The sequence below is a fragment of the Burkholderia contaminans genome, from assembly GCF_029633825.1.
Classification (GTDB): Bacteria; Pseudomonadota; Gammaproteobacteria; order Burkholderiales; family Burkholderiaceae; genus Burkholderia; species Burkholderia contaminans.
Map to the genome: position 1 here is coordinate 399,182 of NZ_CP090641.1, position 25,001 is coordinate 424,182.

The window sequence follows — 25,001 nt, forward strand, 5'->3', positions numbered from 1 at the left end:
CCAACTTGGCCAATTGAGCGAATTCTTCCCGAGAATTTCCCCCGACTCACGCGTCGAACCCTCCGTCAATCCTGATGACCTCGCAGGAAGCCCTCGTGCGCGGCCGCCGTCTCCGCGATCGTCCTCAGCAACACCGCACCGCGCAGCAGCGCGCGGCCGTCGTCGCTGTCGACCTCCGTCACCCGACGCAACAGCACGCGGGCTGCCGCGTCGCTGGTCCGCACCAGCCGCGCGAAATCCGCGCGCCCGCCCCGCCCCCGCACCAACGCGACCGCCCGGCGCGCCGCCGGCTCTCGCTTTGCCAGTTCGGCCAACGCCAGCAGGCTGTCGCCGATCGTCCAGGCCGCGAGCAGATCGCGCAGGTCGCGCTCGATGAGCGTGGGTGACAAACGGCCAGCGAAACCGAGTTCGCGCCCGAGGCGGTCGGCCGTGCGGCTCAGCCATGCACTCGCCTGCCATGCGCGTGGATTGCGTGCGATGCGCACCAGGTCGTCGCGCACCGCGCGATGCAGGCGCCGCCGGCTCGTGCCGGGATCGCCGGGAAACACGAGCGCGAACACCAGCGCCCCGAACGCGATGCCGAGCAGCGTGGCGAGCGCCGAATTGAGAAAGGCCGCGTCGCCGATGCGCGCCGTATTGTCCGGCGACGTGAAATTCCAGAAGAAGATCGAGAAGCCGCTGCCGATGCCGGCGGTGCGCGGATTGCGCATCGCGATGCCCGTGCCGATCATGAACACACCGAGAATGGTCGCGAGCATCTCGAAGCCCGACACCGCCGGCAGCAGCACGAAATTGCACAGCGCACCCGCGACCGCCGCGCAGGCCGCGCCTTTCAGGAAGCCGACTGTGGCGCCCACCGAGTTCGGACGTGTCGAGAACAGCGCGCAGACCACGCCCGTGATCGCCACGAACCCCGCGCCCGACGGCCACGCGGTGAGAATCCAGAGCGCCGACGCGACCAGCACCGCGACGAACGCGCGAATCCCGTTGTGCCACGCGAGCACCGGATCGTGGTGGAACGCATAGCGCACGCGCGACGCCGGCGGATTCGGCCGGTCCAGCTGCACCTTGCCCGCAAAGGCAGCGTCGAACCCGGCAAGCAGCGCCGCCAGCCGGTCGAGCGTGAGCAGGCGCGCCGGGTCCGAGCCGGCCGGCTCCGCGACCTCGGCACGCACCGCGTCGTCCACGCGCGCACGCAATGCGATCAGCGCCGGGCCCGCTTCGCCCGTCGCGGCCATGCCGTCGAGCACCTGCGCGGCATCGGCGACCAGCGGGTCCGGCGTGCCGCCGCTGCGTGCCGCGTGCTCGTGCAGCGCCTGCCCCGCGGCTTGCGCGGAAAGCACGCCCAGCACCGCTGCGCGCAGATGCCCGATCGCGTTGCGCACCGGGGCGCACCGGCGGCCGCATACTCGGCCGCCGTATCGAGTTCGAGCGCATCGGCGAACAGCCGGTGCACGGCCGCGCCGTTCGGCTCGCGGCGCAGCGCGCCCGCGCCGACGGCCGCCGCGCGGTCGAGATAGCGAGCGAGCCGCGTGCGGACATCGGCCAGCGGCGAACCGGGCGCGAACACCGTCTCGAACGCGGCGCCGCACAGGATGCCGACCACCACGTACAGGAAGCGCGCGGTCGCGATATCGAATGCGTGCAGCGGCGCGGAGACGGCATCCATCGCGATGATCGCCGCCGTATAGCCCGCGAGCACCGCCGCATACGCGCGGAAATTGCGCAGGAAGGTCGCGACGCCCGCGCACAGGCCAATCCACGCGGCGAGCGCCGGCAGGAACAGTTCGGGCGTCTGCGCGAACGCCCCGGTCAGCACGAGCGCGACGGCCGCGCCGATCGCGGTGCCGAGAATCCGGTACTGGCTCTTCGACAAGCCCATCCCGCGGCTGCCCTGCGCGACGATCCACACCGTCGACGCAGCCCATTTCGGGTCGTCGAGATTCATCCGGAACGCGATGTAGAGCGCGAGGAGCGACGCGGCGGTGTTGCGCAACGCGAAGCCGAGGGCGCCGGGCGGCAGCGTGGGCCGGGCGTCGCGCAGCGCGGTGCGAACGGCTGCGAGCGGCGGCAGAGAGGGCAAGGCGAATTTCATGCGGCGAGCATACGGGGGCGCGCCGCCGCCACTAAGAGGCGCGGACAGGATGCGTTATTGCACCGGGCAGGATAATCGCCGCCGTACGAAGCGATTCGGCCGGCGCAGGTAAGATGCGCGCAGGTCGAACACTGAAGCACCTCGTATGGACTTCGAAAGCATCCGGATATTCCTGCGCGTGGTCGAGCGCGGCAACTTCACCGCCGCCGCCACGCATCTCGACATGCCGCTCAGCCGCGTGAGCCGCAAGGTCAAGCAGCTCGAGGACGATCTCGGCGTCCAGCTGCTGTACCGCACCACGCGCCGCGTCTCCGTCACCGAGGCCGGACGCGACTACTACGAGCGCTGCCTGCGCGCCGAGGACATCCTGCTCGACGCCGACCGTCAGGCCCGTGCGCTGCGCACGGCGCCGGAGGGCATGCTGCGCGTGCTGGTGCCCTATTCGATCGGCCTGTTCGAACTGGAGCCGGCGCTCGCGGAGTTTCGCCGGCGCTACCCGCTGGTCCAGCTCGTGCTGATCTACGACAACAACCCGCTCGATCTCGTCGAACACGGCTTCGACGTGGCGCTGCGCGCGGGCGTGCTGACCGACTCCAGCTACATCGCGCGCTCGCTGGGATGGTCGCAGGCAAAGCTCGCCGCGAGCCCCGCCTATCTCGACCGCGCCGGGCGGCCCGCCACACCGCAGGATCTCGCGCAGCACGACCTGCTGCTCGTCGGTCGCGATGCGCCCGGCCTGACGCTGCGGCTCACCAACGCGGCCGGCGAAGTGGCCGACGTACCGGTGCGGCCGGTGCTGATCACCAACGAATCGGTGACGGTACTGCGCCAGGCCGCGAGCGGCGGCGGCATCGCGCTGGTCTCGACGCACTACACGGCCCGGCGGCTCGAGCGGAACGAACTCGAAATCGTGCTGCCCGACTGGCACCGGACCGACGACGTCGAGCTGCACGTGCTGTATCCGCGGCGCGCGACGCTCGACAGCAAGGTACGCGCGTTCGTCGAATTCCTCGCGGAAGTGTTCGACGATTGGCGCACCGCTCCCTGACCCGCACGGTTCGCACACCGATTATTGCAGCAAGCGAAATCGATTAATGAGCCGGCCCGTGTTGATGGCGCCTCGCCACATCGTTAGCCTGTCGCGATGCAAAACCATTCCACACGCGACGGTAGCCGCCTGAGCGCTGCCCGCAGGCGCGTCACGCGCGTCCCGCCTTCCTGACCGCAGCATTCCGCCTCCCGAAGCCCGCCACGGCTTCGTACATTCGATCGAGCAGCACGTCGCACGCGTCGGCCCCCTCTGCCGGGCCGCGTCGCGCGCGCCGTGCTCCCTTCCGTTCAGCAGTCGCGCCGTCCGTGCGTCGCTTTCGCACGCGCGTACGCGGCCGCGTGCCCGCCGCAACGGGTCGCATCCGTTCCGCCCCTTACGCTCCTTACGCAGGAAACCCATGTCCTCTCCGTCATCTTCAGCCCCGTTATCGGGCGGCCGCCTCGCGATCGGCACGATCGCGGTATCGCTCGCGATGTTCATGAACGTGCTCGACTCGTCGATCGCGAACGTCGCCATTCCGACGATCTCGGGCGACCTCGGCGTGTCGGTCGACGAAGGCACGTGGGTGATCACGATCTTCGCGGCGGCGAACGCGGTGTCGATTCCGTTGACCGGCTGGCTCACGCAGCGCTTCGGCCAGGTGCGCCTGTTCGTCACGTCGATCCTGCTGTTCGTGTTCGCGTCGTGGCTGTGCGGGATCGCACCGAACCTGCCGACGCTGCTCGCCGCACGGATCCTGCAAGGCGCGGTCGCCGGGCCGCTCGCGCCACTGTCGCAGGCGCTGCTGCTCGGCGCGTGGCCGCGGCAAAAATCGTCGAGCGCGCTGGCGCTGTGGTCGATGACCGCGCTCGTCGGCCCGATCGCGGGGCCGTCGCTCGGCGGCTGGATCACGTACGACTACAACTGGTCGTGGATCTTCTACATCAACATCCCGGTCGGCTTCTTCGCGGCCGCCGTCACGTGGATCGTGTTCCGCGACCGCGAATCGGCCACGAAACGCATGCCGATCGATACGGTCGGCCTGTTGCTGCTCGTGCTGTGGGTCGCGTCGCTGCAGATCATGCTCGACAAGGGCAAGGATCTCGACTGGTTCAACTCGCCCGTCGTGGTCGCGCTCGGCGTCGTCGCGCTGATCGGCTTCGCGTTCTTCCTCGTGTGGGAGCTCTACGAAGCCAATCCGATCGTCGATCTGCGCCTGTTCACGCAGCGCAATTTCGCGGGCGGCACGATCGCGATCTCGGTCGCATACGGGATGTTCTTCGGCACGCTGGTGCTGCTGCCGCAGTGGATGCAGGGCTATCTCGGCTACCGCGCGGTCGATTCCGGGCTCGCCACCGCGCCGCTCGGCGTGTTCGCGATCCTGCTCACGCCGGTCATGGGGCGCCTGCTGCCGCGCACCGATCCGCGCTACATCGCGACGCTCGCGTTCGTCGGCTTCGCGGTCGTGTTCATGATGCGCACGACCTTCTACACCGACGTGTCGCGCTGGGATCTCGTACTGCCGACGCTGCTGCAGGGCATCCCGATGGCGATGTTCTTCGTGCCGCTGACGTCGATCATCCTGTCCGGGCTGCCGCCGGAGAAGATCCCGGCCGCCGCCGGCCTGTCGAATTTCGGCCGTACGTTCTGCGGCGCGGTGGGCACGTCGCTGATCAGCAACGCGTGGAACGACCGCACGATCCTGCATCACGTGCGGCTCACCGAACAGGCAAGCGTCACCAACCCGACTTTCGCGCAGCACGTCGACACGACGCGTTCGCTGCTGCACCTCGGCCCCGATTCGGCACTCGCGTTCTTCAACGCTTCGGTCGATTCGCAGGCGGCCGTGATGGGGTTGAACGACATCTTCTACGTGTCGGCGATCATCTTCGTCGCGATCATTCCGCTGATCTGGATCACGAAACCGGCGCGCTCGGGCGGCGGCGATGCCGATGCGGCGGCAGCCGGCGCGCATTGATCCGCATGTGCGACGGCCGGGGCCCATACCGCACGCGCCGCGGCCGCGCGCCTGCATCGTGACGACCGCAAGATCCGCCGGGAAGAGCGGGACATGGCTGCGCAGGATCACAGCCACATCACGAAGAGCGAAAAGCACGCGCTGAACCAGCAGGAAAATGCGGTCAGCCAGCAGATCGGCCAATAAGATCGACAACACCGGCAAGTGCCCATTCGCCGTCACCTGAAACGCCCGCTGCCGGGATGCGGCAGCGGGTGCTTGTTGTGTATCGAATCGTTTCAACGCCCCAGCGCCGTCAAACGCTGCGGGTATACTCCGTCGTCAGCCGCCTGTCGCATCGTCGTCCGTCAAAAACGGCCCGATTCCGGGCGGTTTCGTCGCGAAGCTTCGCGTTTCGCCTACCCCGCGCCCCAGCCTCGATACGAGACACCCGACGACCCATCATGAAACGATTCCTGCTGCTCCTTCCCGCCGCCCTGCTCGCCGCCTGCGGTTCCGCGCCCTCGTCCGACTCGGGCTCCGCGTCCGCCTCCGGCGCAGCGCCGATGATCTACGTGTCGTCGCAACGTCCGGCCTACGCGGTCGCCAACTGCCTCGACAGCCGCCTGTCGGGCACCGAGCAATCGCAGCACAACGGCGTGACCGACATCGCCATCGGCTCGAACTCGTACTTCGTCACGCTGACGCCGTCGGGCAACGGTTCGGTCATCAAGGTCGTGCGCGGCTCGGGCAACGAGCCGGCCGAGGAAGCGATGCGCTTCGCGATCGCGCGCTGCGCGATCTGATTCGAACCTGCCGATGCCGGGCGCCCGCCCGGCTCGCGGCTGCGCGCCACCCCGCCGGCGCGCACGCCGAATATTTTCATCCCGGCAGCCGTCGATGAGAGAATCGCACCCACGATTCCCTTTCAACGGAGCCCGCATGAAGCACCTGCTGTCCCGCCTGTTCGTCAGCGCCGCGCTCGTCGCGCTTGTTCCGGCATTGCCGGCGCAGGCGGCCACGCCGCCCGGCATCTTCGTCGTCGCCACGCAGCTCGGCGAATTCACGACCCTCGACCCGAGCGGGATCTACGAGCTGGTGCCGTCCGAATACGTCGCGAACACCTACGAACGCCTGGTGCGCGTCGACCTGAAGGACCCGACGCGCTTCGAAGGACAGATTGCGCAATCGTGGACGGTCGGCGCCGACGGCGTGACCTATACGTTCAAGCTGCGCCCCGGCCTCACGTTCCACTCCGGCAACCCGGTGACCGCCGACGACGTCGCGTGGTCGCTGCAGCGCACCATCCTGCTCGACAAGGGGCCGGCCGGCGTGCTCACCGATCTTGGCCTCACGAAAGCGAACGTGATGCAGAAGGTGCGCGTGGTCGATCCGCAGACCGTCGTGCTCGAAACCGACCGCAAGTACGCACCGAGCTTCGTGCTCAACGTGCTGAGCGCGTGCCCGGCATCGGTCTTCGACAAGAAGCTGCTGCTGTCGCATCAGCAAGGCAACGATTTCGGCAGCGGCTGGCTGCGGACCAACGACGCGGGCTCGGGCCCGTACCAGCTCGTCAAGTGGACGCCCAACGAGACCATCGTGCTGCAGCGCTTCGAGAAATACCGCACGCCGTACCCGATGAAGCGCGTCGTGCTGCGCCACGTGCCCGAAGCATCCGCGCAACGGCTGCTGCTGGAGAACGGCGACGCCGACGCCGCGCGCAACCTGAGCCCCGACAGCCTCGCCGCGCTGACGAAAGCCGGCAAGATCAAGGTCACGGCGTGGCCGGTGTCCGCGCTCCTGTACCTGAGCCTGAACACGAAGAATCCGAACCTCGCGAAACCCGAGGTGCAGCAGGCCATGAAATGGCTCGTCGACTACGACGGCATCCAGCGCAACATCGTCAGCACGACCTACAAGGTGCATGAAACCTTCCTGCCCGAGGGCTTCCTCGGCACGTCGAACGCGCGGCCGTACAAGCAGGACGTCGCGAAGGCGAAAGCGCTGCTCGCCAAGGCCGGCTTGCCGAACGGCTTCGATGTGACGATGGACATGCCGAACGACTATCCGTACCTCGAGATCGCGCAGGCGCTGCAGGCGAACTTCGCGCAGGGCGGCATCCGCGTGAAGCTGATTCCGGGCGATGCGAAGCAGGCGATCGGCAAGTATCGCGCGCGCCAGCACGACATCTTCGTCGGCGAGTGGTCGCCCGACTACATGGACCCGAACAGCAATGCGCGCGGCTTCGCGTGGAATCCGGACAACTCCGACCAGTCGCCGACGAAGATGCTCGCGTGGCGCAACAGCTGGGACATTCCGCAACTGACGAAGGACACCGACGCCGCACTCGTCGAGCCGTCGCCCGCGAAGCGCGCGCAGCGTTACGAAGCGCTGCAGAAGGCCGTGCTCGCGAATTCGCCGTTCATCATCATGTTCGAGAAGGTCGTGCAGGTCGCGACGCGCCCCGGCGTGACGGGGCCGGAAATCGGGCCGATCAACGACCTCGTGTCATACCGCACGCTCGCGAAGTAATCGGGGCTGCCCGCGCGAACGGCCCTGCCGGCGCGCGGGTAATCGCCGTGACCGACGCTCGGGCGCTATGCCGGGCGACGGCCGGCGATCTACAATGGCCGGCGCCGCGGGGGCCGGCGGGTCCCGGCGATGGCACCCACCACCGAAGTCGCTTCGCGAAGGAAACAGGATGCGCACGCTACAACAACTGAGACTGGAGTTCCTGCAGTACAAGATCGAACCGATCGGCTGGCTCGGCGACAGCCCTTCCCGCTTCGACTTCTATACGGAAACGGCGATCGGGTGCGACACCATCCTCGAGCTCGGCGTGTTTACCGGGCTCACCACGACGGCCTTCATGCTCGCGCAACCGAAGCGCCTCGTGTCGGTCGACATTTCCGACGAGCATTTCCGAATCCGGCACGAGCTGGAGCAGGCCGCGAAGGAACTGTCGGTCGACTTCGAATTCAGGATCGCCGACGATCTGGCGATGGAGCCGCTGGCATCCGACCTGCTGTTCATCGACACCACGCATACGTACGAGCAGACGCTCGCCGAACTGAACCGCTTCGGCCCGCTGGCACGCAAGAAGATCGTGCTGCACGACATGACCACGGCCGGCGTGTACCAGGCCGTGTTCCAGTGGCTGTGGGACAACAAGCAGTTTCATATTACGTATCACGACAGCCGCGGCTGCGGCGCGGTCGTCTGCGAGCGCCACGTCGGCTACTGAGTCGGGCACGCACACCGGGGAACGAACATGCATTCGAGCGAGCACGCGGTCTGCGTGGCGATCAACGACAACAACCGCGCCTGGTACGAAATGCTCGTGCCGTTCCTGCTGTCGCTGCGGCACACCGGCTACGACGGCCGGATCGCGGTGATCGGCTACGGCCTCTCCGAACGCAAGCGGCAGATCCTGACGAGCCAGTCGGTCGACGTGATCGAGGCATCGGGCACGTATGCGCTGCCGGTCGGGCGCTTCATCGAGGCCGCCGAGTATTGCGCCCGCAACCCGCAGATCCGCAAGCTCGCGCTGTACGACGCTGACATCTGGTTCTGCGCGCCGGGGTTCGACCTGTTCTCGCAGATCGGCGACGACCGGATCCACGCGTGCCCCGACCCTCTGTTCTGCACGTTCGTCGTCACGCCGCTGATCGGCGAGCGGCGCGACCATCACTGGCGTCTCGTCGTCGACGAAGTCTCCGCGCGCCACGGCGGCGCGTTGCAGGCCGGGCTCGTGGCCGGGACCGCCGATGCCTGGACCCGCTACGCCGGCCACCTGCGCGACTGCATCGCGCGCATCGGCACCGATTTCCAGGAATGCTTCGGAATCGATACGACCTTCCTGCACCTGTGGAGCGCACAGGGTGAAACGGCGCTGCTCGATCCGGTCCAGAACTTCGTCAGCAAGTACGGCATTCACGAAGCGTTCGACGCAAGCACCGGCACGACGACGCTCCGGTATCACGGCGAGCCGATCCGCGCGCTGCACATGACCGGCGATATCCGCTTCCTCGACCGGTGGCGCTACTACGCGAACCACACCGACGCCGCGCTGCGCGACGGCATCCCGTTCGCGCTGTCGGACGGTACGCCGGTGCAATCCGACGCGGTTGCCGCGCGCATCGCGACGACCGGCTACATGCGCTCGGCCGGGCTGACCGTCGCGGCTGCGGCGATCGAGGAAAGCACCGGCGCCTACCTGCAGGCGATCGACGAACCCGGCGGCACGATGCTGATCGGCAGCGGGAACCACGAAATCGTGCTCACCGCGACCCGCGACATCGCGCGGCTGAACGTCTACGTCACGCATCCATCCGGCTCGCCGTCGCCGCTGCTGTGCGAAGTGCTGGTCGACGGGCAGCCCCAGCGCAAGGGCACCGAACTGATGGCGCACTTCTGGTATCAGGTCGTGGCCGGCACTGTCATCACGCTGCGCTCGACGAGCCTCGGCGGCCAGCAGTGCAACGTGATCTGGCGGCTGCGCGAGGCGCCGGACATGCAGCAGTAGGCTGCCGGCCCGCGGCCGTTCAATTGAAGGCCGCCCACACCAGGTACGCATTCAACCCGACGATCACGACCGTCGCCGCACCGGCGACGATCCGCATCGGCATCCGCATCGCATAAGCGCCCATCACGTCCGCGCGCGCCGACAGCAACAGCAGCGCGATCATCGGCAGCGGCAGCACGAAACTCAGCACGACCTGGCTCACGACCATCGCGCGCGTGACGTCGCAGCCGAGCGCGACCACCGCGAATGCGGGCACGACCGTCACCGCGCGCCGCACCCAGACCGGCATGCGGCGGTGGGTGAAGCCCTGCATCACGACCTGCCCGGCCATCGTGCCCACCACCGAACTCGACACGCCCGACGTCAGCAGCGCGACGAGAAACAGCGCGCCGGCCGCCGGCCCGAGCACCGGGATCAGCGTGTGATACGCGTCGCCGATGTCGGTCATGCCCGGCGCGCTCGCGTGAAACGCCGACGACGCCATCATCACCATCGCGAGATTCACGAACCCGGCCAGCCCGAGCGCGACGACGACCTCGCGGTTCGAGAAACGCACGAGCCGCCGCCGCTCCGCGTCGTCGCGCGGCGCGTTGCGATCCTGCGTGAGACCCGAATGCAGATACAGCGTGTGCGGCATGATCGTCGCGCCGATGATCCCCACCGCGATCGTCAGCGCCGCATGATCCGGAATCTGCGGGACGACCAGGTGAAACGCGGCCGCATGCCAATCTTGCGGCGCGATCAGCAGCTCACCGAGATAGCACGCGCCGATCACGCCGACCAGCGCCGCGATCGCGGCTTCCAGCGGCCGGAAGCCGCGCTTTTCGAGCGCGAGGATCGCGCCGGTCGCGAGCGCCGTCGCGATCATCCCCGTGAACAGCGACAGGTGGCACAACAGCCCGAATGCGAGCGCGCCGCCGAGGAATTCGGCGAGGTCGGTCGCCATCGCGGCGATCTCGGACGCGACCCACATGCCCCACACGACCGGCGCGGGAAAGCGGTCGCGGCACAGCTCCGCGAGATTGCGGCCGGTCACGATGCCGAGCTTCGCCGACATCGCCTGGAACAGCATCGCGATCGCGTTCGCGGCCAGCACGACCCACAGCAGCCGGTAGCCGTACGCGGCGCCGGCCTGGATGTTGGTCGCGAAGTTGCCGGGATCCATGTAGCCGATCGACGCGATCACGGCCGGGCCGACGAACGGCAGCAGCGCGGCGACGCCGGTGCGGCGGCCTTCCAGCGCGGCGCGCGCCGCGCCGTCGGTGTGCCCGGTGGGCAGGTCCGGCAGCGCGAAGCCGCCGGCAGGTTTGCTCGTGACGGGAATCATGGTGAGGTTCCGTTCGAATGAGGAAGGCTTCCTGATGTTCGGCGTCGTGGCCGGCATGCCGCCTGCCGGCCATGGCGGCGGCGTTACAGCGGCACGACGTCGGGACGGTTGCGCGGAAACTGCGCGATCACGTCCGGCGCGACGTTCAGGTGTGCTTCGACGAGCTGCGGCGGCGTATGCGCGAGCCAGTCGGACAGCGACACTTCCGCATAGCGGTCGGTCTTGAAGATCTCGAGGAACACCAGGTCGGTGCTGCCGGTGTTCTGCACGTAGTGCCCGAGGCTCTTCTTCACGTAGCCGACGTCGCCCGCACGGAAGTCGGCCGTCTGCGCCTTCGGCCCCGTGTCGAACACGGTCATCCGTGCGTCGCCCTGCAGGTAGTACTGCCATTCGTCCGCGTTCGGATGCCAATGCAGCTCGCGCATGCCGCCCGGATGCACGGTGACGAGCGCCGCCGCGACCGTGGTCGACACGTTGAAGTTCGTGCTGTCCGCGATCCTCACTTCGCCGCCGCGGGTCTTCCTGACCGGCTTCATGTCGCCGAGCGAGAAGATGAACGGATGCGGCGGCGCCCCGGCCGACGATACCGATGCGCGCTGCGCCTCCGCGAGCGGGCCCGGTTCGTCGCCCTGGAAGATCCACAGGTTGTCGAGCGGAATGTTCCTGAACGCGTCGGCCGGTACGCCGAAGTTCAGTGCGAGCACGTCGGGCGGCGTGTGCGCGATCCAGTCGGTCAGCAGCAGCGTGTTGAATTCGGACGCGCGGCCGTTATCGAACGCGAGCAGGAATTCGGCGCCATCGGTGCCGATGCCCTGCAGCGAATGCGGCAGGCCGGGCGGGAAATACCAGAGATCGCCGGTCTTCACGTCCTGCACCGACGGCCGGCCGAGTTCGTCGAGCACCGTGATCCGGCAGCGGCCGTCGAGCATGATGGCCCACTCGGCCTGCTGGTGCCAGTGCATCTCGCGAATGCCGCCGCGGGTGAGGCGCATGTTGACGCCGGATATGGTTTCGGAAATCGCAAAATCGTCCTGCGTGACTTCACGTGCCCATCCGCCATTTTGAATACGTTTATGCGCATTATTGAATGACGCCCAGAATAATGGCATCCCGTTGATATCGGTAGCCGGCGGATCCTGAAAGGACGGAAATTGATTGGCAATTGCCGGATTTTTGGGCCCCGGGTCGGTCAGGCTCTGGCGGTTGCGCGCATTCACCGCGCCTTCCGGCGGGCGGTCCGGATTGCCGAACGAGGCAGCCTTGGCCGATACCGCGATACCCGCGGCAGCAATGGCGCCGGCCGTTCCCGCCAGCATCTTGCGTCGAGAAAGATTCGTCATGGTTTCCTCTTCATTCCTGAGATTGAGCGAATTTCCATTACGGAACACATGCCGTTTTTCGGATTATCGAAAATCGAACATCCCGTGACGCAAGTTAAATACAATTCACGTTAAAACTTAAATGAATTATTAACCTGAATTAATGAGTAAATCTGATCCGCTTTAATTTTGTAATGATTGCCAGCCCGCCAATTATTCCTGTCAGGCATATTTTGCGTTTATGCCTGACAGGAATAATTGCCCCGCCTGCCCCTCCCATCCGCCGATCACCCTTTCGACCCTATCACCCACCCTCACACCATAGTTTTTATCCGCTGGCGCGAATGATTTTGGCTTTGTTAGATGGATGACATTCCATCACCAGACGACAACGATCTAACAGCCGATGACCTGCGCGTTTGCCCGTACCGTCGAATCCCGCTATGCCGAGCTGACGCCGACCGCCAAGCGCATCGCGAGCTACATGCTCGCGAACCTCGACCGGCTCGGGCTCGAGACGGCCGACCAGATCGCGCAGCAGGCCGGCACCAGCGGCATCTCGGTGGGGCGATTCCTGCGCAGCGTCGGCTACCGCAACCTCGACGACCTGAAGCGCGAGCTGCGCGGCGGCGGCGACCGCCCGTGGATGATCACCGACCGGCTCGACGAATACCGTCGCATCTCCGGGACGCCATCGGCCGGAGCCGGCGGCAACGACAGTGCAGGCCCGCTCGCGTCGTCGCTCGAGCGCGAGCTGGATGCGATCCGCCACGTGTACCGGCTCGCCGAAGGCCCCGTGTTCGCGCAGGTGGCCGACCGGATCGCGCATGCGGACGCCGTGTTCATCCTCGGCATCCAGTCGACGCGCGGGATCAGCAACGCGTTCAGCAGCTACCTCGAGTACCTGCGCCCGCGCGTGTTCTATTCCGATGGCCAGTCGGGCTCGTACGTCGATTCGCTGAACTCGGAATTCGAGCGGCCGTACTGCATCGTCACCGATACGCGCGCGTATTCGCGCAGTGCGCGCCGCTATTGCCAGGCGGCCGCCGAGCGCGGGCAGCCGTTCGCGCTGGTCACCGATCTCTCGTGCCCGTGGGCGCGCGACTGGCCGGCCGACCTGTTGCAGGTGAAGACCGACGTCGGCCAGTTCTGGGATTCGCTCGCGCCGCTCACCTGCCTGTTCAACCTGCTGATCACGGCCGTGGTCGACCGTCTCGGCCCGGCAATCGACCGGCGCATCGCGCGCAACCGCGAACTGCAGCACACGTTCGATCAATTCGAATCCTGAATGCGAGTGCCTTCCGAACCGCCGATGAACGCTCACCGCCTCGTTGAAATCACGCCTGCCACGCATCGCGTCGACATCGATCTCGTCTACGCGACCGACCGCAACCTGACCGGCAAGCCGATCTACCGCCACGCGCACTGCCTGCTGCTGGCGCCGGCCGAAACCGCACTGCGCCGCGCGGTGGACATCGCGGCCCAAGCCGGCTTCACGCTGCGCATCTACGACGCATACCGGCCGCCGCAGGCGCAGCAGATGCTGTGGGATTTCCTGCCCGATCCGAATTTCATCGCCGATCTCGGCCGCGGCTCGAATCACAGCCGCGGCACCGCGCTCGACCTGACGCTCGTCGGCGCGGACGGCGAACCGCTCGACATGGGCACCGGTTTCGACGAGATGGTCGCCGCCTCCGGCCACTTCCACGCGGGGCTGCCGCAAGCCGTGCAGCGCAATCGCCTGCTGCTGCTCGGCGTGATGCACGCGGCCGGCTTCGCGCACATCGACAGCGAATGGTGGCACTACGAATTGCCGGGCTCACGCGCGCTGCCGCAGATCGACAATGCCGACAGCGGCCCGTGGCACCTGATGTGATGCACGTCCCCCTTCCCGTTCACGTTCGACAACCGATGGAGCGACCATGAATTTCCTGACATCCCGGCTCGTCGCGGCGCTGGCCGCCGCGTCCGTTCTCGCCGCCGTTCCGCTTTCCGCCGCGCGCGCGGAAACGCCGAAGGACATGTTCGTGATGGCCACGCTGCTCGACGAATTCACGACGCTGGACCCGGGCGAGATCTACGAACTGGTGCCGGAGGAGTACGTCGCGAACACGTATGACCGGCTCGTGCGCGTCGACCTGCGCGACCCGTCGAAATTCAACGGCGACGTCGCGCAGTCGTGGACGGTGAGCACCGACGGGCTGACCTACACGTTCAAGCTGCGCCCCGGCCTCAAGTTCCACTCGGGCAACCCGCTGACGGCCGACGACGTCGCCTGGTCGATCCAGCGTGCGGTGCTGCTCGACAAGGGCCCGGCCGCCGTGCTGACCGGCATCGGGCTCACGAAGGCGAACGTCGTCGCCAACGTGAAGAAGCTCGACGACCTGACGGTTTCGGTCACGACCGACCAGAAATACGCACCGACCTTCGTGCTGAACGTGCTCGGCTCGTGGCCCGCATCGGTGGTCGACAAGAAGCTGCTGCTGTCGCACCAGCAGGGCAACGATTTCGGCAACGCGTGGCTGAAGACCAACGAAGCCGGCTCCGGCGGCTACAAGCTCGTGAAATGGACGGCCGGCGACAGCGTCGTGCTGCAGCGCTTCGATGGCTACCGTCTGCCGCTCGCGATGAAGCGCATCGTGCTGCGCCACGTGCCCGAAGCCGCGAGCCAGCGCCTGCTGCTGGAAAACGGCGATGTCGACGCGGCGCGCGACCTGAGCCCCGACGATCTGGCGTCGGTCGTGAAATCCGGCAAGGCGAAGGTGTCGGCCTCGCCGCAGGCGACGCTGCTGTATCTCGGCCTGAACACGAAGAACCCGACGCTCGCGAAACCGGACGTGCAGGAAGCGCTGAAGTGGTTGGTCGACTATGCGGGCATCCAGGGCAACGTGGTGAAGACGACCTACAAGGTCCACCAGACGTTCCTGCCCGAAGGCTTCCTCGGCACGCTGAACGCGAACCCGTACAAGCTCGACGTCGCGAAGGCGAAGGCGCTGCTCGCGAAGGCCGGCGTGCCGAACGGCTTTTCGGTGACGATGGACGTGCGCAACGATTATCCGTACACCGAAATCGCGCAGGCCGTGCAGGCGAACTTCGCGCAAGCCGGCATCAAGGTGCAGCTGATCCCCGGCGACAACAAGCAGACGCTCGCGAAATACCGCGCGCGCCAGCACGACATCTACATCGGCGAATGGTCGGCCGACTACATCGATCCGCACAGCAACGCGCAGGGTTTTGCGTGGAATCCGGACAATTCCGACAAGTCGAGCTATAAAATGCTGGCCTGGCGCAACAGCTGGGACATCCCGCAACTGACGAAGGAAACCGACACGGCGCTCGCCGAACCGACCGCCGCGAAACGCGCGCAACGGTACCAGGCGATGCAGAAGGACATGCTCGCGCGCTCGCCGTTCGTGATCATGTTCGAGAAAGTCGCGCAGGTCGCGACGCGGCCCGGCGTGAGCGGGCTCGAAGTCGGGCCGATCAACGATCTCGTGTCGTACCGCAACCTGAAGAAGCAATAAGATTCGCCGCATGTCGACTCCCGCCTCCTCCCTCGAAGCACTGCGCACGCTGCCCGCGCGGCGCCCGGCCGTGCGCTGGGCCTTGCGCGTGCTGCGCTGGGCGCTCACGCTCGCCGTCACGTTCGCGGGGCTGCTCGCGCTGACGTTCGTGATCGGCCGCAAGGTGCCGATCGATCCCGTGCTCGCGATCCTCGGCGATCGCGCGTCGGCCGAGGCGTACGCGGCCGAACGCATCGCGCTCGGCCTCGACAAGCCGCTCGTCACGCAATTCCTGATCTATGCGCGCGACGTGCTGCACGGCAATCTCGGCATGTCGCTGCTGACCGCGAACCCCGTGCTCGACGACATCAAGCGCGTGTTCCCGGCCACGCTCGAACTGGCGACGATCGCGACGCTGATCGGCATCGCGATCGGCGTGCCGCTCGGCGTCGCGGCGGCCGTGAAGCACAACCGGCCGATCGACCACGTCGCGCGCTTCGTCGGGCTGATCGGCAATTCAGTGCCGGTGTTCTGGCTCGGCCTGATGGGGCTGCTGCTGTTCTACGCGCGGCTGCACTGGGTCGGTGGGCCCGGCCGGCTCGATCCCGTGTACGACGGGATGGTCGACCCGCGCACGGGCAGCCTGCTGATCGACGCGGCACTCGCGGGCGAGTGGGACGTGTTCCGCAACGCGGTGTCGCACATCGCGCTGCCGGCCGCGATCCTCGGCTACTACTCGGTCGCGTACCTGAGCCGGATGACGCGCTCGTTCATGCTCGACCAGCTGAGCCAGGAATACATCGTCACCGCGCGCGCGAAGGGCTTGTCTGAGCGCCGCGTGATCTGGCGGCATGCGTTCGGCAACATCATGGTGCCGCTGCTCACCGTGATCGCGCTCACGTACAGCAACCTGCTCGAAGGCTCGGTGCTGACCGAGATCGTGTTCGCGTGGCCCGGGCTCGGTTCGTACCTGACCGGCGCGCTGCTGAACGCCGACATGAACGCGGTGCTCGGCGCGACGCTCGTGATCGGCGCGATGTTCATCACCGTCAACCTGCTGACCGACGCGCTGTACCGCGTGTTCGATCCGCGTGCGCGCTGAGGCGCCGACTCGACATGACCGCTTCCACTCCGCTTCTTTCATCGCCCATGCCGAAGGTCCTCCGATCATGAACGCCGAGCGCCTCACGCTGCGCGCGTGGCTGCTGTCCGACGCGCCCGCATCGCGCTCGCAGGCCGCACTCGGCCTCGCGTACCGACGCTGGCGTCGTTTCGCCACCAACCCACTCAACCTGTTCGGGCTCGCGATCCTGGTCACACTGATCGTCGTCGCGATCGTCGGCCCGCTGATCATGCCGCACGATCCGCTGCGCCAGGTGCTGTCCGACCGGCTGCTGCCACCCGGCTCGCCGTCGCACTGGCTCGGCACCGACCAGCTCGGCCGCGACATCCTTTCGCGGTTGATCGCCGGTTCGCGCCTCACGCTCGGCATCGCCATCCTCGTCGTCGTGATCGTCGTGCCGATCGGCCTCCTGATCGGCACGACGGCCGGCTACTGCGGCGGCTTCGTCGACAGCGTGCTGATGCGCATCACCGACATCGCGCTCGCGTTCCCGAAGATCGTGCTCGCACTCGCGTTCGCCGCCGCCCTCGGGCCGGGCGTGATCAACGCGGTCGTCGCGATCTCGATCACCGCGTGGCCCGCCTATGCGCGGCTCGCGCGCGCGGAGACGATCCGCATCGCGCAGGCCGACTTCATCCACGCCGCGCGCCTGCAGGGCGCATCGGGCCCGCGCATCCTGCTGCGTTACATCGTGCCGCTGTGCATGTCGTCGGTGATCGTGCGCGCGACACTCGACATGGCCGGCATCATCCTGACCGTCGCGGGCCTCGGCTTCCTCGGCCTCGGCGCGCAGCCGCCGAGCCCCGAATGGGGCTTCATGGTCGCGTCGGGTCGCAACGTGCTGCTCGACGCGTGGTGGGTCGCGACGCTGCCCGGCTGCGCGATCCTGCTCGTGAGTCTCGCGTTCAACCTTCTCGGCGACGGGCTGCGCGACGTCTTCGATCCCCGCCATGGAGCGTGACATGCCGATGCATCCCGCCCCCTCGTCCGCGCCGCTCTGCGAGATCGACGGCCTGAAGATCGGCTTTCGCGGCCATGACGGCACCGTCACCGACGCCGTGCGCGACCTGTCGCTGACGCTCGCCCCCGGCGAACGGCTCGGCATCGTCGGCGAATCGGGCTCCGGCAAATCGCTGACGGGCCGCGCGCTGCTCGGCCTGCTGCCCGACGCCGCGCGCTGGTCGGCCCGCACGATGCGCTTCGCGGGCCACGACCTGCTCGCGATGCCGCCGGGCGAACGCCGGCGGCTGTGCGGCAGCCAGATGGGCATGATCCTGCAGGACCCGAAATATTCGCTGAACCCGGTGATGACGGTCGCGAAGCAGATGGGCGAGGCATTCCGGCTGCACGAGCCGGGCCTGCGCGGCCGCGCGCTGCGCGAACGGATCGTCGACGCGCTCGCGGCCGTGCAGATACGCGATCCCGCACGCGTCGCCGATGCGTATCCGCACGAGCTGTCGGGCGGCATGGGCCAGCGCGTGATGATCGCGATGATGGTGTCGACCGGCCCGCGCCTGCTGATCGCCGACGAACCGACTTCCGCGCTCGACGTCGCCGTGTCGATGCAGGTGCTCGCGGTGCTCGACGCGATGATCGCGCGGCATGGCACGGGCCTGATGTTCATCAGCCACGACCTGCCGCTCGTGATGTCGTTCTGCGATCGCGTCGCGGTGATGTATGCGGGCCGCGTGGTCGAAACCTGCGCCGCGCGCGACCTGCGCGACGCTTCCCATCCCTATACGCGCGGGCTGCTCGCAGCGAACCCGCCGCTCGCGAACCCGCCGGACGAACTGCCCGTGCTGCGGCGCGATCCGGCGTGGCTCGAACCCGCGTCGCATGCCGGCACGCCGGCCGATCGACAGGAGGCAGCAAGATGATCGACGTCGATCACGCATCGATCCGTTTCCCGACCCGCACGGGTCACGTCGACGCCGTGCGCGACGCGAGCTTCGCCGTGCGCGACGGCGAGGTGTTCGGGCTCGTCGGTGAATCGGGGTCCGGCAAGTCGACGCTGCTGCGCGCGCTGACGGGCCTCGTGCCGCTCGCGTCCGGCAGCCTGTCGATCGACGGCCGGCCGGTGGGCGGCACGCCCGATCGTGCCTTCCGCCGCCACGTGCAGATGGTGTTCCAGGATCCGTACGCATCGCTGCATCCGCGCTTCACGGTCGACCAGACGCTGCGCGAGCCGCTGTCGATCCACGGGATCGATGATGCCGATGCGCGCATCGCCCGCGCGCTGTCCGAGGTCGGGCTCGGCCCGGCGTTCCGCTTCCGCTACCCGCACCAGCTGTCGGGCGGCCAGCGGCAGCGTGTCGCGATTGCGCGTGCGCTGATCGTCGAGCCGCGCGTGCTGCTGCTCGACGAGCCGACGTCCGCGCTCGACGTGTCGGTGCAGGCCGAGATCCTGAACCTGCTGCGCCGCCTGCATCGCGAACGCAACCTGACGATGATCCTCGTCAGCCACAACCTCGCGGTGATCGGCTTCCTGTGCCAGCGCGTCGCGGTGATGCAGCATGGCGAAATCGTCGAGCAGCTCCGGATCGAGAACGTGCGCGCCGGGCAGGTGGCGCGCGACTACACGCGCACGCTGCTGCGCGCGACCGAGGGCTACCGCCGTCTCGACCCGGTGGCGGGCGCGCCGGCGACCTGACATCTGCGCGCCGTGGCGGCATGCGATACTCGGCACGCCACGCGCTGCCGTGCCGCGCATGGAACCCCGGTGCGCCGCACGGGTCAACTTCGATTCTTCAACAGCTCAACCGCAATAGGGAGGCGTTCATGCTGCAATTCATCGAAACCCTGGTCGTCGGGCTCATCGTCGGCCTCCTCGCCCGCGCGCTCAAGCCCGGCGACGACAAGATGGGCATCGTGATGACCACCGTGCTCGGCATCGTCGGCTCGCTGGTCGCCGGCTACGTCGGCCGCGCCGCCGGCTGGTACGCACCGGGCCAGGGCGCGGGCTGGATCGCGTCGATCATCGGCGCGATCGTGCTGCTCGTGGTCGTCGGCGCGGTACGCAAGCGCGCGGCCTGAACGGCACACCTTCGGCTCCAACGCAAAACGGCCGCTCGGAAACGAGCGGCCGTTTTGCATTGGAGCGTCGATATTCACCTGCGCATCATTTCCACGATCCGTAAACTCGTTGCCTTCACAACGACCTGCCGTGGCGGCCGGCATCGGGCGCCCCGCTTTCCTGTCGAGCGTACACCACCGGCATTACCCTGATTTGATATCTCGCAAATCCGGCATAGATTGAATTCAGCAATACGAAATCGTTTGCTCGTATCCCAAATTTGTAATTTTCCACTCAAGAGTTTCGATGATTTTGCCGTTTACGCATACAGCATCGCAGCGTTGACGGACTGCCACCCGAGCGGCCCCCTGCGACGCGCTTCCTCTCTGGAGCCTGTCATGAAGCACCGCCCTATCGCTGCCTCGTTCGTCCTGGCTGCCTCGCTTCTGGCCACTTCCTCGTCCTTTGCCGCCGGCGCGTCCGGCGTCATCTACTTCTCCGGCATGATCGTCGAGCCGCCCTGCTCGTTCGCGGTCGATACGGCCGATCTCGCCCGGCGTCAGGTCCGCCCTGACTGTCCGCGCCCGGCAACCGGCCAGATCGCATTCGTAGACGCAGCGAGCCAGCAGGCCATCAAGACCACGACCTTTACTCAGGCCTCGCGCGCAATCGTTTTACCGAACCGTCCGGGCAACAGCCAGGCGCCGATGATCGCCGTCGTGACGTACCAGTGAAGCCGTCCGCCGGTCAATCGCGATGGCGCGCGATCCAGTCGCTGAACGCACGGATTTTCTGCTGGTTGCCGATGTTCTCGGGATAGACGAAGAAGTAACGCGCGCCCGTCTCGAGCACGATATCGAATGGCCGTTCGAGCCGGCGCGCGCTGACGTCGTCGTCGACGAGCGTCACGTCGCCGATCGCAACGCCGAAGCCCTGCATCGCCGCGTTCGTCGCGAGATCAAGCGTGTCGAACGTCGGCCCGCGCGCAGGATCGACGCTGCGCTCGCCCGCGTGCTCGAGCCACGCGCGCCAGTCGCGATGGTCACGCGTCGGATGCAGCAGCGTATGGCGGGCAAGATCGCCGGTCGTATCGAGCGGTGACGTCTGCCGCAATTCGGGCGCGCAGACGGGTGTCAGCCGCTCGTCGAACAGCGGCAGCGCAAACACGCCGGCGCCCGGCGACGTGCCGTAGACGACAGCCGCATCGAACGGCTCGGTCGAGAAATCGACGACGTGCTGCCACGCGGTGGTGATCTGCACATGCAGATCGGGATGCTCGCCCTGGAAGCGCATGATGCGCGGCAGCATCCAGCGCATCACGCAGGTCGGCACCTTCAGCGCGAGGTCGGTGCGCTGCCGCGTGAGCCTCATCGAAATGTCCTCGATCCGCGCGAAGCTCTCGTTGACCACCGGCAGCAACTGCTCGCCCTCCGCCGTCAGCGTGAGACCCTTCGCATGCCGCTTGAACAACGGAAAACCGTAATGCGCCTCGAGCGTCTGGATCTGCCGGCTCACCGCGCCCTGCGTGATGCACAGCTGCTCGGCCGCACGCGTGAAGCTGCGGTGGCGAGCCACCGTCGAGAAGATCTGCAGCGCATGCAGGGGCGGAAGTCGGCGCATGAAGAAGGCAAACGGAAAAACGGCGCGGAAGGACCGCGCGCCGACCCCGGCGCGCACTGTCCGACACGATAAGCCAAACGCCGGCTTTGCGCGAGGCGCGGGACGCTCAGGCCGTCGCGGTGAGCGCGGCCGCCACGATGCGCGCCGCCGACGCAACGACGTCCGCGCGGGCCGCCGCGGCGGCCTGCGGCTGCGTGAACGACACGGCCATCACGATCGGCGCACGCGACGGCGGCCACAGCACCGCGACGTCGGTCGTCGTGCCGTAGCCGCCCGTGCCGGCCTTGTCCGCGATGCGCCACCCGGGCGGCACGCCCGCCGCGATACCGGTCGCGCCGCGCGCGCCGCCGACCATCCATTCCATCAGTTGCGTGCGCTGCGGCTCCTGCAGCGTGTTGCCGAGCAGCAGCCGCTGCAACGTGTCGACCATCTCGACCGGCGTCGACGTATCGCGTTCGTCGCCGGGCGCCGCGTTGTTCAGTTCGGGTTCCCAGTGATCGAGGCGGAACGACATGTCACCGCTCGCGCGGGCGAACGCCGTGACGGCCTGTGGGCCGCCGAGCACACCCATCAGCAGGTTGCCGGCGCCCTTGTCGCCCGACTGCAGCATCGCCACGCAAAGCTGCTCGATCGTCATGCCCGTGTCGACGTGGCTTTCCGTGATCGGTGAGCCCGCAACGATTTCGTAGCGGCGGTACAGGATGCGGCGCGGCAGCAGCGATGCGTCGAGCGAGCCGCGCGCGAGCATCGCTGCTGCCGCGGCGACCGCATACGTGCCGCACAGCGGAAAGCGCTCGCGCGCATGGTGAGCGATGCGCACGCCGTTCGACGTATCGAGCGCGGCGACGCCGAGCCGGCCATTCGAGGCCTTCTCGAGCGCGGTCAATTCAGCCTGGGCGGTATGGGCGTGCCCCTGGTCGGCGACCGGCGCGGACGTGCACGCGGCGACGAACGGCGCGGCAACGGCGGCAAGCAACAGCGAGCGGCGGGTCGGAGAATGTTCCATGAATGTCGTGAGTTCTGTCGGAATCGGTGGCACGAAGCAGTTCGGGCACGCGTTGGAGAAGCGTGCCCGTTCACGCCGGCGGCCGGCTCGCGACGGCATACGCCGCGCATCCCCGAAAGACGACCGTCGGCCCCGCGAAGCGCGGGACTCGCATGAACAGGCCCTAGCGTAGCAGCGACCGCCGCGACGTTCCAGCGAAACGGCCCTGCTTCACCCTTGCGACGAAGGCAGATACGGCATCGGATTGACCGGCTTGCCGTCGCGTCGCACTTCGAACAGCAGCGCGACACGCGAGTTGTCGAGGTCGCCCATCTCGGCGATCTCGTCGCCCTGGCGCACGATGTCGCCCGTCTTCACGAGCAGCTTGCGGTTGTGCGCATAGGCGGTCAGGAAATCCGCGTTGTGCTGGACGATGATCAGGCTGCCGTAATCGTTCAGGCCGGTGCCCGCGTACATCACGCGGCCGTCGGCCGCGGCGCGGACCGGGTCGCCCGGCCGGCCGGCAATCTGGATGCCGCGGTTCTGCCCCGGCCGGAAGCCGTCGACGATCTTGCCGCTCGCGGGCCACTTGAGCGTGACGCCGCCCGCATGCCGCTTCGTTTCCTTGACGACCTGACGGTCGCTCGCATTCGACGCAGTGGCCTGCGTGGCTGCCGGGTTGCTCCCTGCACCATTGCCCGACGCCGACGATGCAGCCACCTGCGTGCCGGCCGCGCCCGGCGCCGGCAACGGCTGCTGCTTGACGATGCGCAGCACCTGCCCCATGCGCAGCCTGCCGTTCGCGCCCAGCCTGTTCCAGGTGCGCAGGTCGGCCACGCTGCAGCCGTTTGCGGACGCGATGCCCGTCAGCGTGTCGCCGCGTTTCACGACGTACTTCTGCGCGACGAAAATCGGCGCCGGCGGCGGCGTGGCGGCCGACGGCGCAGCGGCGGGCTGGCTCGACGATGACGACTGCCCCGCCAGCGTGTCGCTCGGCGGAACGGACTGCGTGCTTGCACAACCGGCCATGACGAGCACGGCGACCAAGCCTGGCAGCCACGCCGCGTTGCGGTGAATCTCGCGCGTTTTCATGGACGATCCGACTCCGGTTTGACAATCTTTCAAGCATCTCAAAAACGGAACGGCCGACGTGTAACCGGATGCAAACAATGATGACAAACGATCACGAACCGGATGCCGGCCGGCATTCGCTACCGGTAATACGGTCCGATTCAGGAAAACTTGATGGTCTTTTTGCAGGAAAGCGGAAGAATTTTCGTCTCGAGGAACTATGACGGATTTGTTTCAATAGGCACGAAGCGGCGATCGCCGCGACGTTCAACGCAACCACGCGACGAGTTCGGCGCACGCCCACGCGATGCCGATGCACAGGAACAGCACGTGCAACGCGATCTTGAACGACACGCCCCACGACGGATCGATCTGCATGACAGGCTCCCCGGTTGATGTGCGGCCATGATCCGCGATCGATCGCGCCCCGAAAATGCGGAACCGGCGAATCGGGCCTCAAGCTGCGCCTGAGACCCCGGCCGCGGTTCCCTGCTAACTTATCGACCATTCCAATACGATCGTCCCCCATCATGCGCTTCGACCTGACCGACCTGCGGCTCTTCCTGAACATCTGCGAGGCCGGCACGATCACGAGCGGCGCCGAGCGCACCCACATCACGCTGCAGGCCGCGAGCGAGCGCATCCGCGGCATGGAGGACGAGCTCGGCGTGCCGCTGCTGCACCGGACCAAATCGGGCGCGCAGGCCACCGATGCGGGCCGCGCGCTCGAACACCACGCGCGCACGGTGCTGCAGCAGATCGACCACATGCGCGGCGAACTGCAGCAATACGGCCAGGGGCTGCGCGGGCATATCCGGCTGCTGTGCAACACGGCGTCGCTGAGCGAATACCTGCCCGACGCGCTGGCCGACTACCTGCCGCATCACCCGAAGCTGTCGATCAGCGTCGAGGAGCGCTCGAGCCAGGAGATCGTGCATGCGATCCGCAACAAGACGGCCGAGGTCGGCATCGTCGCCGATTCGGTCGGGCTCGGCGGGCTCGAACAGAAGCCGTTCCGCGAGGACTGGCTGATCGTCGTCGTGCCGGCCGCGCATCCGCTCGCATCGCAGGAGAAGGTCGCGTTCGACTCGATCGCCGATGCCGACTTCATCGGCCTCACCGACGGCAGCGCGCTGCAGGTGCATCTCGCCGACCAGGCACGCGCGCTCGGCAAGCGGATCCGCTATCGCGTGCAACTGAAGAGCTTCGATGCGATCTGCCGCGTGATCGCGAGCGGCGTGGGCATCGGCATCGTGTCGCGCCATGCGGCCGAGCGCGCGATGCAGACGATGGACGTGCGGCTCGTCGAGCTGTCCGATGCGTGGAGCCACCGTCGGCTGAAGCTGTGCGCGCGGTCGTTCGATGCGCTGCCGAAATACACGCGGGAGTTCGTCACGTTCCTGTCGGGCGAAACTGCGCAGCAGTGATGCGCG

The 25,001-nt window shown here is 67.3% G+C and carries 21 protein-coding genes and 1 pseudogene; 16 read left to right on the forward strand and 6 right to left on the reverse strand.

Annotation, left to right across the window (positions count from 1 at the left end; translation table 11 throughout):
• Window positions 1-65: 65 nt before the first annotated feature.
• A pseudogene (locus tag LXE91_RS19535) lies at window positions 66-2,095 on the reverse strand (FUSC family protein).
• 145 nt (window positions 2,096-2,240) lie between these two features.
• On the opposite strand from LXE91_RS19535, the gene LXE91_RS19540 reads away from it, so the two are divergent.
• The 6 genes from LXE91_RS19540 to LXE91_RS19565 all read left to right on the forward strand — a co-directional run bounded on the left by LXE91_RS19540 (window position 2,241) and on the right by LXE91_RS19565 (window position 9,607).
• The gene (locus tag LXE91_RS19540) at window positions 2,241-3,143 is read left to right on the forward strand and encodes a LysR family transcriptional regulator (RefSeq protein WP_039352940.1); all 903 of its coding nucleotides are present in this window, start codon (window positions 2,241-2,243) and stop codon (window positions 3,141-3,143) included.
• A gap of 400 nt (window positions 3,144-3,543) precedes the next feature.
• On the forward strand, window positions 3,544-5,103 hold the full coding sequence (locus tag LXE91_RS19545) for a DHA2 family efflux MFS transporter permease subunit (protein ID WP_039352937.1): 1,560 nt from the start codon (window positions 3,544-3,546) through the stop codon (window positions 5,101-5,103).
• Window positions 5,104-5,546: 443 nt separating this feature from the next.
• Complete coding sequence (locus LXE91_RS19550) at window positions 5,547-5,888, forward strand: sugar ABC transporter ATPase (protein ID WP_039352934.1); 342 nt, start codon at window positions 5,547-5,549, stop codon at window positions 5,886-5,888.
• A gap of 136 nt (window positions 5,889-6,024) precedes the next feature.
• The gene (locus tag LXE91_RS19555) at window positions 6,025-7,614 is read left to right on the forward strand and encodes an ABC transporter substrate-binding protein (RefSeq protein WP_039352931.1); all 1,590 of its coding nucleotides are present in this window, start codon (window positions 6,025-6,027) and stop codon (window positions 7,612-7,614) included.
• 169 nt (window positions 7,615-7,783) lie between these two features.
• The gene (locus tag LXE91_RS19560; protein WP_039352928.1) at window positions 7,784-8,326 is read left to right on the forward strand and encodes a class I SAM-dependent methyltransferase; all 543 of its coding nucleotides are present in this window, start codon (window positions 7,784-7,786) and stop codon (window positions 8,324-8,326) included.
• A 27-nt stretch (window positions 8,327-8,353) separates the two neighbouring features.
• Window positions 8,354-9,607, forward strand: coding sequence for a hypothetical protein (locus LXE91_RS19565; RefSeq protein ID WP_039352925.1), 1,254 nt, complete (start codon window positions 8,354-8,356; stop codon window positions 9,605-9,607).
• A 19-nt stretch (window positions 9,608-9,626) separates the two neighbouring features.
• Here LXE91_RS19565 and LXE91_RS19570 read toward each other — a convergent pair whose 3' ends face one another.
• The gene (locus LXE91_RS19570; RefSeq protein WP_039352922.1) at window positions 9,627-10,934 is read right to left on the reverse strand and encodes an Nramp family divalent metal transporter; all 1,308 of its coding nucleotides are present in this window, start codon (window positions 10,932-10,934) and stop codon (window positions 9,627-9,629) included.
• 83 nt (window positions 10,935-11,017) lie between these two features.
• Window positions 11,018-12,274 carry an oxalate decarboxylase family bicupin gene (locus LXE91_RS19575; protein WP_039352919.1) on the reverse strand — a complete coding sequence of 419 codons (1,257 nt, stop codon included), beginning with the start codon at window positions 12,272-12,274 and terminating at the stop codon, window positions 11,018-11,020.
• A 385-nt stretch (window positions 12,275-12,659) separates the two neighbouring features.
• On the opposite strand from LXE91_RS19575, the gene sapR reads away from it, so the two are divergent.
• The 9 genes from sapR (at window position 12,660) to LXE91_RS19620 (ending at window position 20,626) form a co-directional block, all read left to right on the forward strand.
• Window positions 12,660-13,541, forward strand: coding sequence for a sap1 transcriptional regulator SapR (gene sapR / locus LXE91_RS19580; RefSeq protein ID WP_039352917.1), 882 nt, complete (start codon window positions 12,660-12,662; stop codon window positions 13,539-13,541).
• Between the two features lie 24 nt (window positions 13,542-13,565).
• Window positions 13,566-14,129 (forward strand): D-alanyl-D-alanine dipeptidase, encoded by a 564-nt coding sequence (ddpX, locus tag LXE91_RS19585; RefSeq protein ID WP_039352975.1) that lies wholly within the window; start codon window positions 13,566-13,568, stop codon window positions 14,127-14,129.
• Between the two features lie 46 nt (window positions 14,130-14,175).
• The gene (locus LXE91_RS19590; protein WP_039352914.1) at window positions 14,176-15,777 is read left to right on the forward strand and encodes an ABC transporter substrate-binding protein; all 1,602 of its coding nucleotides are present in this window, start codon (window positions 14,176-14,178) and stop codon (window positions 15,775-15,777) included.
• A 10-nt stretch (window positions 15,778-15,787) separates the two neighbouring features.
• A complete protein-coding gene (locus LXE91_RS19595) occupies window positions 15,788-16,858 on the forward strand; it encodes an ABC transporter permease (protein ID WP_039352911.1) in 1,071 nt (356 codons plus the stop codon).
• A 67-nt stretch (window positions 16,859-16,925) separates the two neighbouring features.
• Window positions 16,926-17,840 (forward strand): nickel transporter permease, encoded by a 915-nt coding sequence (gene nikC, locus LXE91_RS19600; protein WP_039352908.1) that lies wholly within the window; start codon window positions 16,926-16,928, stop codon window positions 17,838-17,840.
• Window positions 17,830-18,756: an ABC transporter ATP-binding protein gene (locus LXE91_RS19605; RefSeq protein WP_371295955.1), complete on the forward strand. Its 927-nt coding sequence runs from the start codon at window positions 17,830-17,832 to the stop codon at window positions 18,754-18,756. Before nikC ends, LXE91_RS19605 begins: the two co-directional genes overlap by 11 nt.
• Complete coding sequence (locus tag LXE91_RS19610) at window positions 18,753-19,529, forward strand: ABC transporter ATP-binding protein (protein ID WP_039352903.1); 777 nt, start codon at window positions 18,753-18,755, stop codon at window positions 19,527-19,529. The genes LXE91_RS19605 and LXE91_RS19610 overlap by 4 nt, the downstream gene beginning before the upstream one ends.
• A 128-nt stretch (window positions 19,530-19,657) precedes the next feature.
• On the forward strand, window positions 19,658-19,912 hold the full coding sequence (locus tag LXE91_RS19615) for a GlsB/YeaQ/YmgE family stress response membrane protein (RefSeq protein WP_039352901.1): 255 nt from the start codon (window positions 19,658-19,660) through the stop codon (window positions 19,910-19,912).
• A 378-nt stretch (window positions 19,913-20,290) separates the two neighbouring features.
• Window positions 20,291-20,626 carry a type 1 fimbrial protein gene (locus LXE91_RS19620; protein ID WP_039352899.1) on the forward strand — a complete coding sequence of 112 codons (336 nt, stop codon included), beginning with the start codon at window positions 20,291-20,293 and terminating at the stop codon, window positions 20,624-20,626.
• 13 nt (window positions 20,627-20,639) lie between these two features.
• Here the strand turns inward: LXE91_RS19620 and LXE91_RS19625 are convergent, their stop codons facing one another.
• The 3 genes from LXE91_RS19625 to LXE91_RS19635 all read right to left on the reverse strand — a co-directional run bounded on the left by LXE91_RS19625 (window position 20,640) and on the right by LXE91_RS19635 (window position 23,589).
• Window positions 20,640-21,512, reverse strand: coding sequence for a LysR substrate-binding domain-containing protein (locus LXE91_RS19625; RefSeq protein ID WP_039352972.1), 873 nt, complete (start codon window positions 21,510-21,512; stop codon window positions 20,640-20,642).
• A gap of 106 nt (window positions 21,513-21,618) precedes the next feature.
• Entirely contained in the window at window positions 21,619-22,518 is a 900-nt protein-coding gene (bla, locus tag LXE91_RS19630) for a class A beta-lactamase (RefSeq protein WP_039352898.1), read from the reverse strand.
• A gap of 210 nt (window positions 22,519-22,728) precedes the next feature.
• Window positions 22,729-23,589 (reverse strand): peptidoglycan DD-metalloendopeptidase family protein, encoded by an 861-nt coding sequence (locus LXE91_RS19635; protein ID WP_039352896.1) that lies wholly within the window; start codon window positions 23,587-23,589, stop codon window positions 22,729-22,731.
• A gap of 509 nt (window positions 23,590-24,098) precedes the next feature.
• Here LXE91_RS19635 and LXE91_RS19640 point away from each other — a divergent pair.
• Window positions 24,099-24,995, forward strand: coding sequence for a LysR family transcriptional regulator (locus tag LXE91_RS19640; RefSeq protein WP_039352893.1), 897 nt, complete (start codon window positions 24,099-24,101; stop codon window positions 24,993-24,995).
• The last annotated feature ends 6 nt before the right edge of the window (window positions 24,996-25,001 follow it).

Excerpts from the sequence above, each read along its gene's own strand:
- LXE91_RS19575 (WP_039352919.1), bottom strand. The coding sequence starts at position 12,274 with ATGACGAATCTTTCTCGACGCAAGATGCTGGCGGGAACGGCCGGCGCC.
- LXE91_RS19560 (WP_039352928.1), top strand. The coding sequence starts at position 7,784 with ATGCGCACGCTACAACAACTGAGACTGGAGTTCCTGCAGTACAAGATC.
- LXE91_RS19640 (WP_039352893.1), top strand. The coding sequence starts at position 24,099 with ATGCGCTTCGACCTGACCGACCTGCGGCTCTTCCTGAACATCTGCGAG.
- LXE91_RS19550 (WP_039352934.1), top strand. The coding sequence starts at position 5,547 with ATGAAACGATTCCTGCTGCTCCTTCCCGCCGCCCTGCTCGCCGCCTGC.
- LXE91_RS19545 (WP_039352937.1), top strand. The coding sequence starts at position 3,544 with ATGTCCTCTCCGTCATCTTCAGCCCCGTTATCGGGCGGCCGCCTCGCG.
- LXE91_RS19540 (WP_039352940.1), top strand. The coding sequence starts at position 2,241 with ATGGACTTCGAAAGCATCCGGATATTCCTGCGCGTGGTCGAGCGCGGC.
- ddpX (WP_039352975.1), top strand. The coding sequence starts at position 13,566 with ATGAACGCTCACCGCCTCGTTGAAATCACGCCTGCCACGCATCGCGTC.
- LXE91_RS19615 (WP_039352901.1), top strand. The coding sequence starts at position 19,658 with ATGCTGCAATTCATCGAAACCCTGGTCGTCGGGCTCATCGTCGGCCTC.
- LXE91_RS19625 (WP_039352972.1), bottom strand. The coding sequence starts at position 21,512 with ATGCGCCGACTTCCGCCCCTGCATGCGCTGCAGATCTTCTCGACGGTG.
- LXE91_RS19555 (WP_039352931.1), top strand. The coding sequence starts at position 6,025 with ATGAAGCACCTGCTGTCCCGCCTGTTCGTCAGCGCCGCGCTCGTCGCG.
- LXE91_RS19605 (WP_371295955.1), top strand. The coding sequence starts at position 17,830 with ATGGAGCGTGACATGCCGATGCATCCCGCCCCCTCGTCCGCGCCGCTC.
- nikC (WP_039352908.1), top strand. The coding sequence starts at position 16,926 with ATGAACGCCGAGCGCCTCACGCTGCGCGCGTGGCTGCTGTCCGACGCG.
- sapR (WP_039352917.1), top strand. The coding sequence starts at position 12,660 with ATGACCTGCGCGTTTGCCCGTACCGTCGAATCCCGCTATGCCGAGCTG.
- LXE91_RS19635 (WP_039352896.1), bottom strand. The coding sequence starts at position 23,589 with ATGAAAACGCGCGAGATTCACCGCAACGCGGCGTGGCTGCCAGGCTTG.
- LXE91_RS19565 (WP_039352925.1), top strand. The coding sequence starts at position 8,354 with ATGCATTCGAGCGAGCACGCGGTCTGCGTGGCGATCAACGACAACAAC.
- LXE91_RS19620 (WP_039352899.1), top strand. The coding sequence starts at position 20,291 with ATGAAGCACCGCCCTATCGCTGCCTCGTTCGTCCTGGCTGCCTCGCTT.
- LXE91_RS19595 (WP_039352911.1), top strand. The coding sequence starts at position 15,788 with ATGTCGACTCCCGCCTCCTCCCTCGAAGCACTGCGCACGCTGCCCGCG.
- LXE91_RS19570 (WP_039352922.1), bottom strand. The coding sequence starts at position 10,934 with ATGATTCCCGTCACGAGCAAACCTGCCGGCGGCTTCGCGCTGCCGGAC.
- LXE91_RS19590 (WP_039352914.1), top strand. The coding sequence starts at position 14,176 with ATGAATTTCCTGACATCCCGGCTCGTCGCGGCGCTGGCCGCCGCGTCC.
- LXE91_RS19610 (WP_039352903.1), top strand. The coding sequence starts at position 18,753 with ATGATCGACGTCGATCACGCATCGATCCGTTTCCCGACCCGCACGGGT.
- bla (WP_039352898.1), bottom strand. The coding sequence starts at position 22,518 with ATGGAACATTCTCCGACCCGCCGCTCGCTGTTGCTTGCCGCCGTTGCC.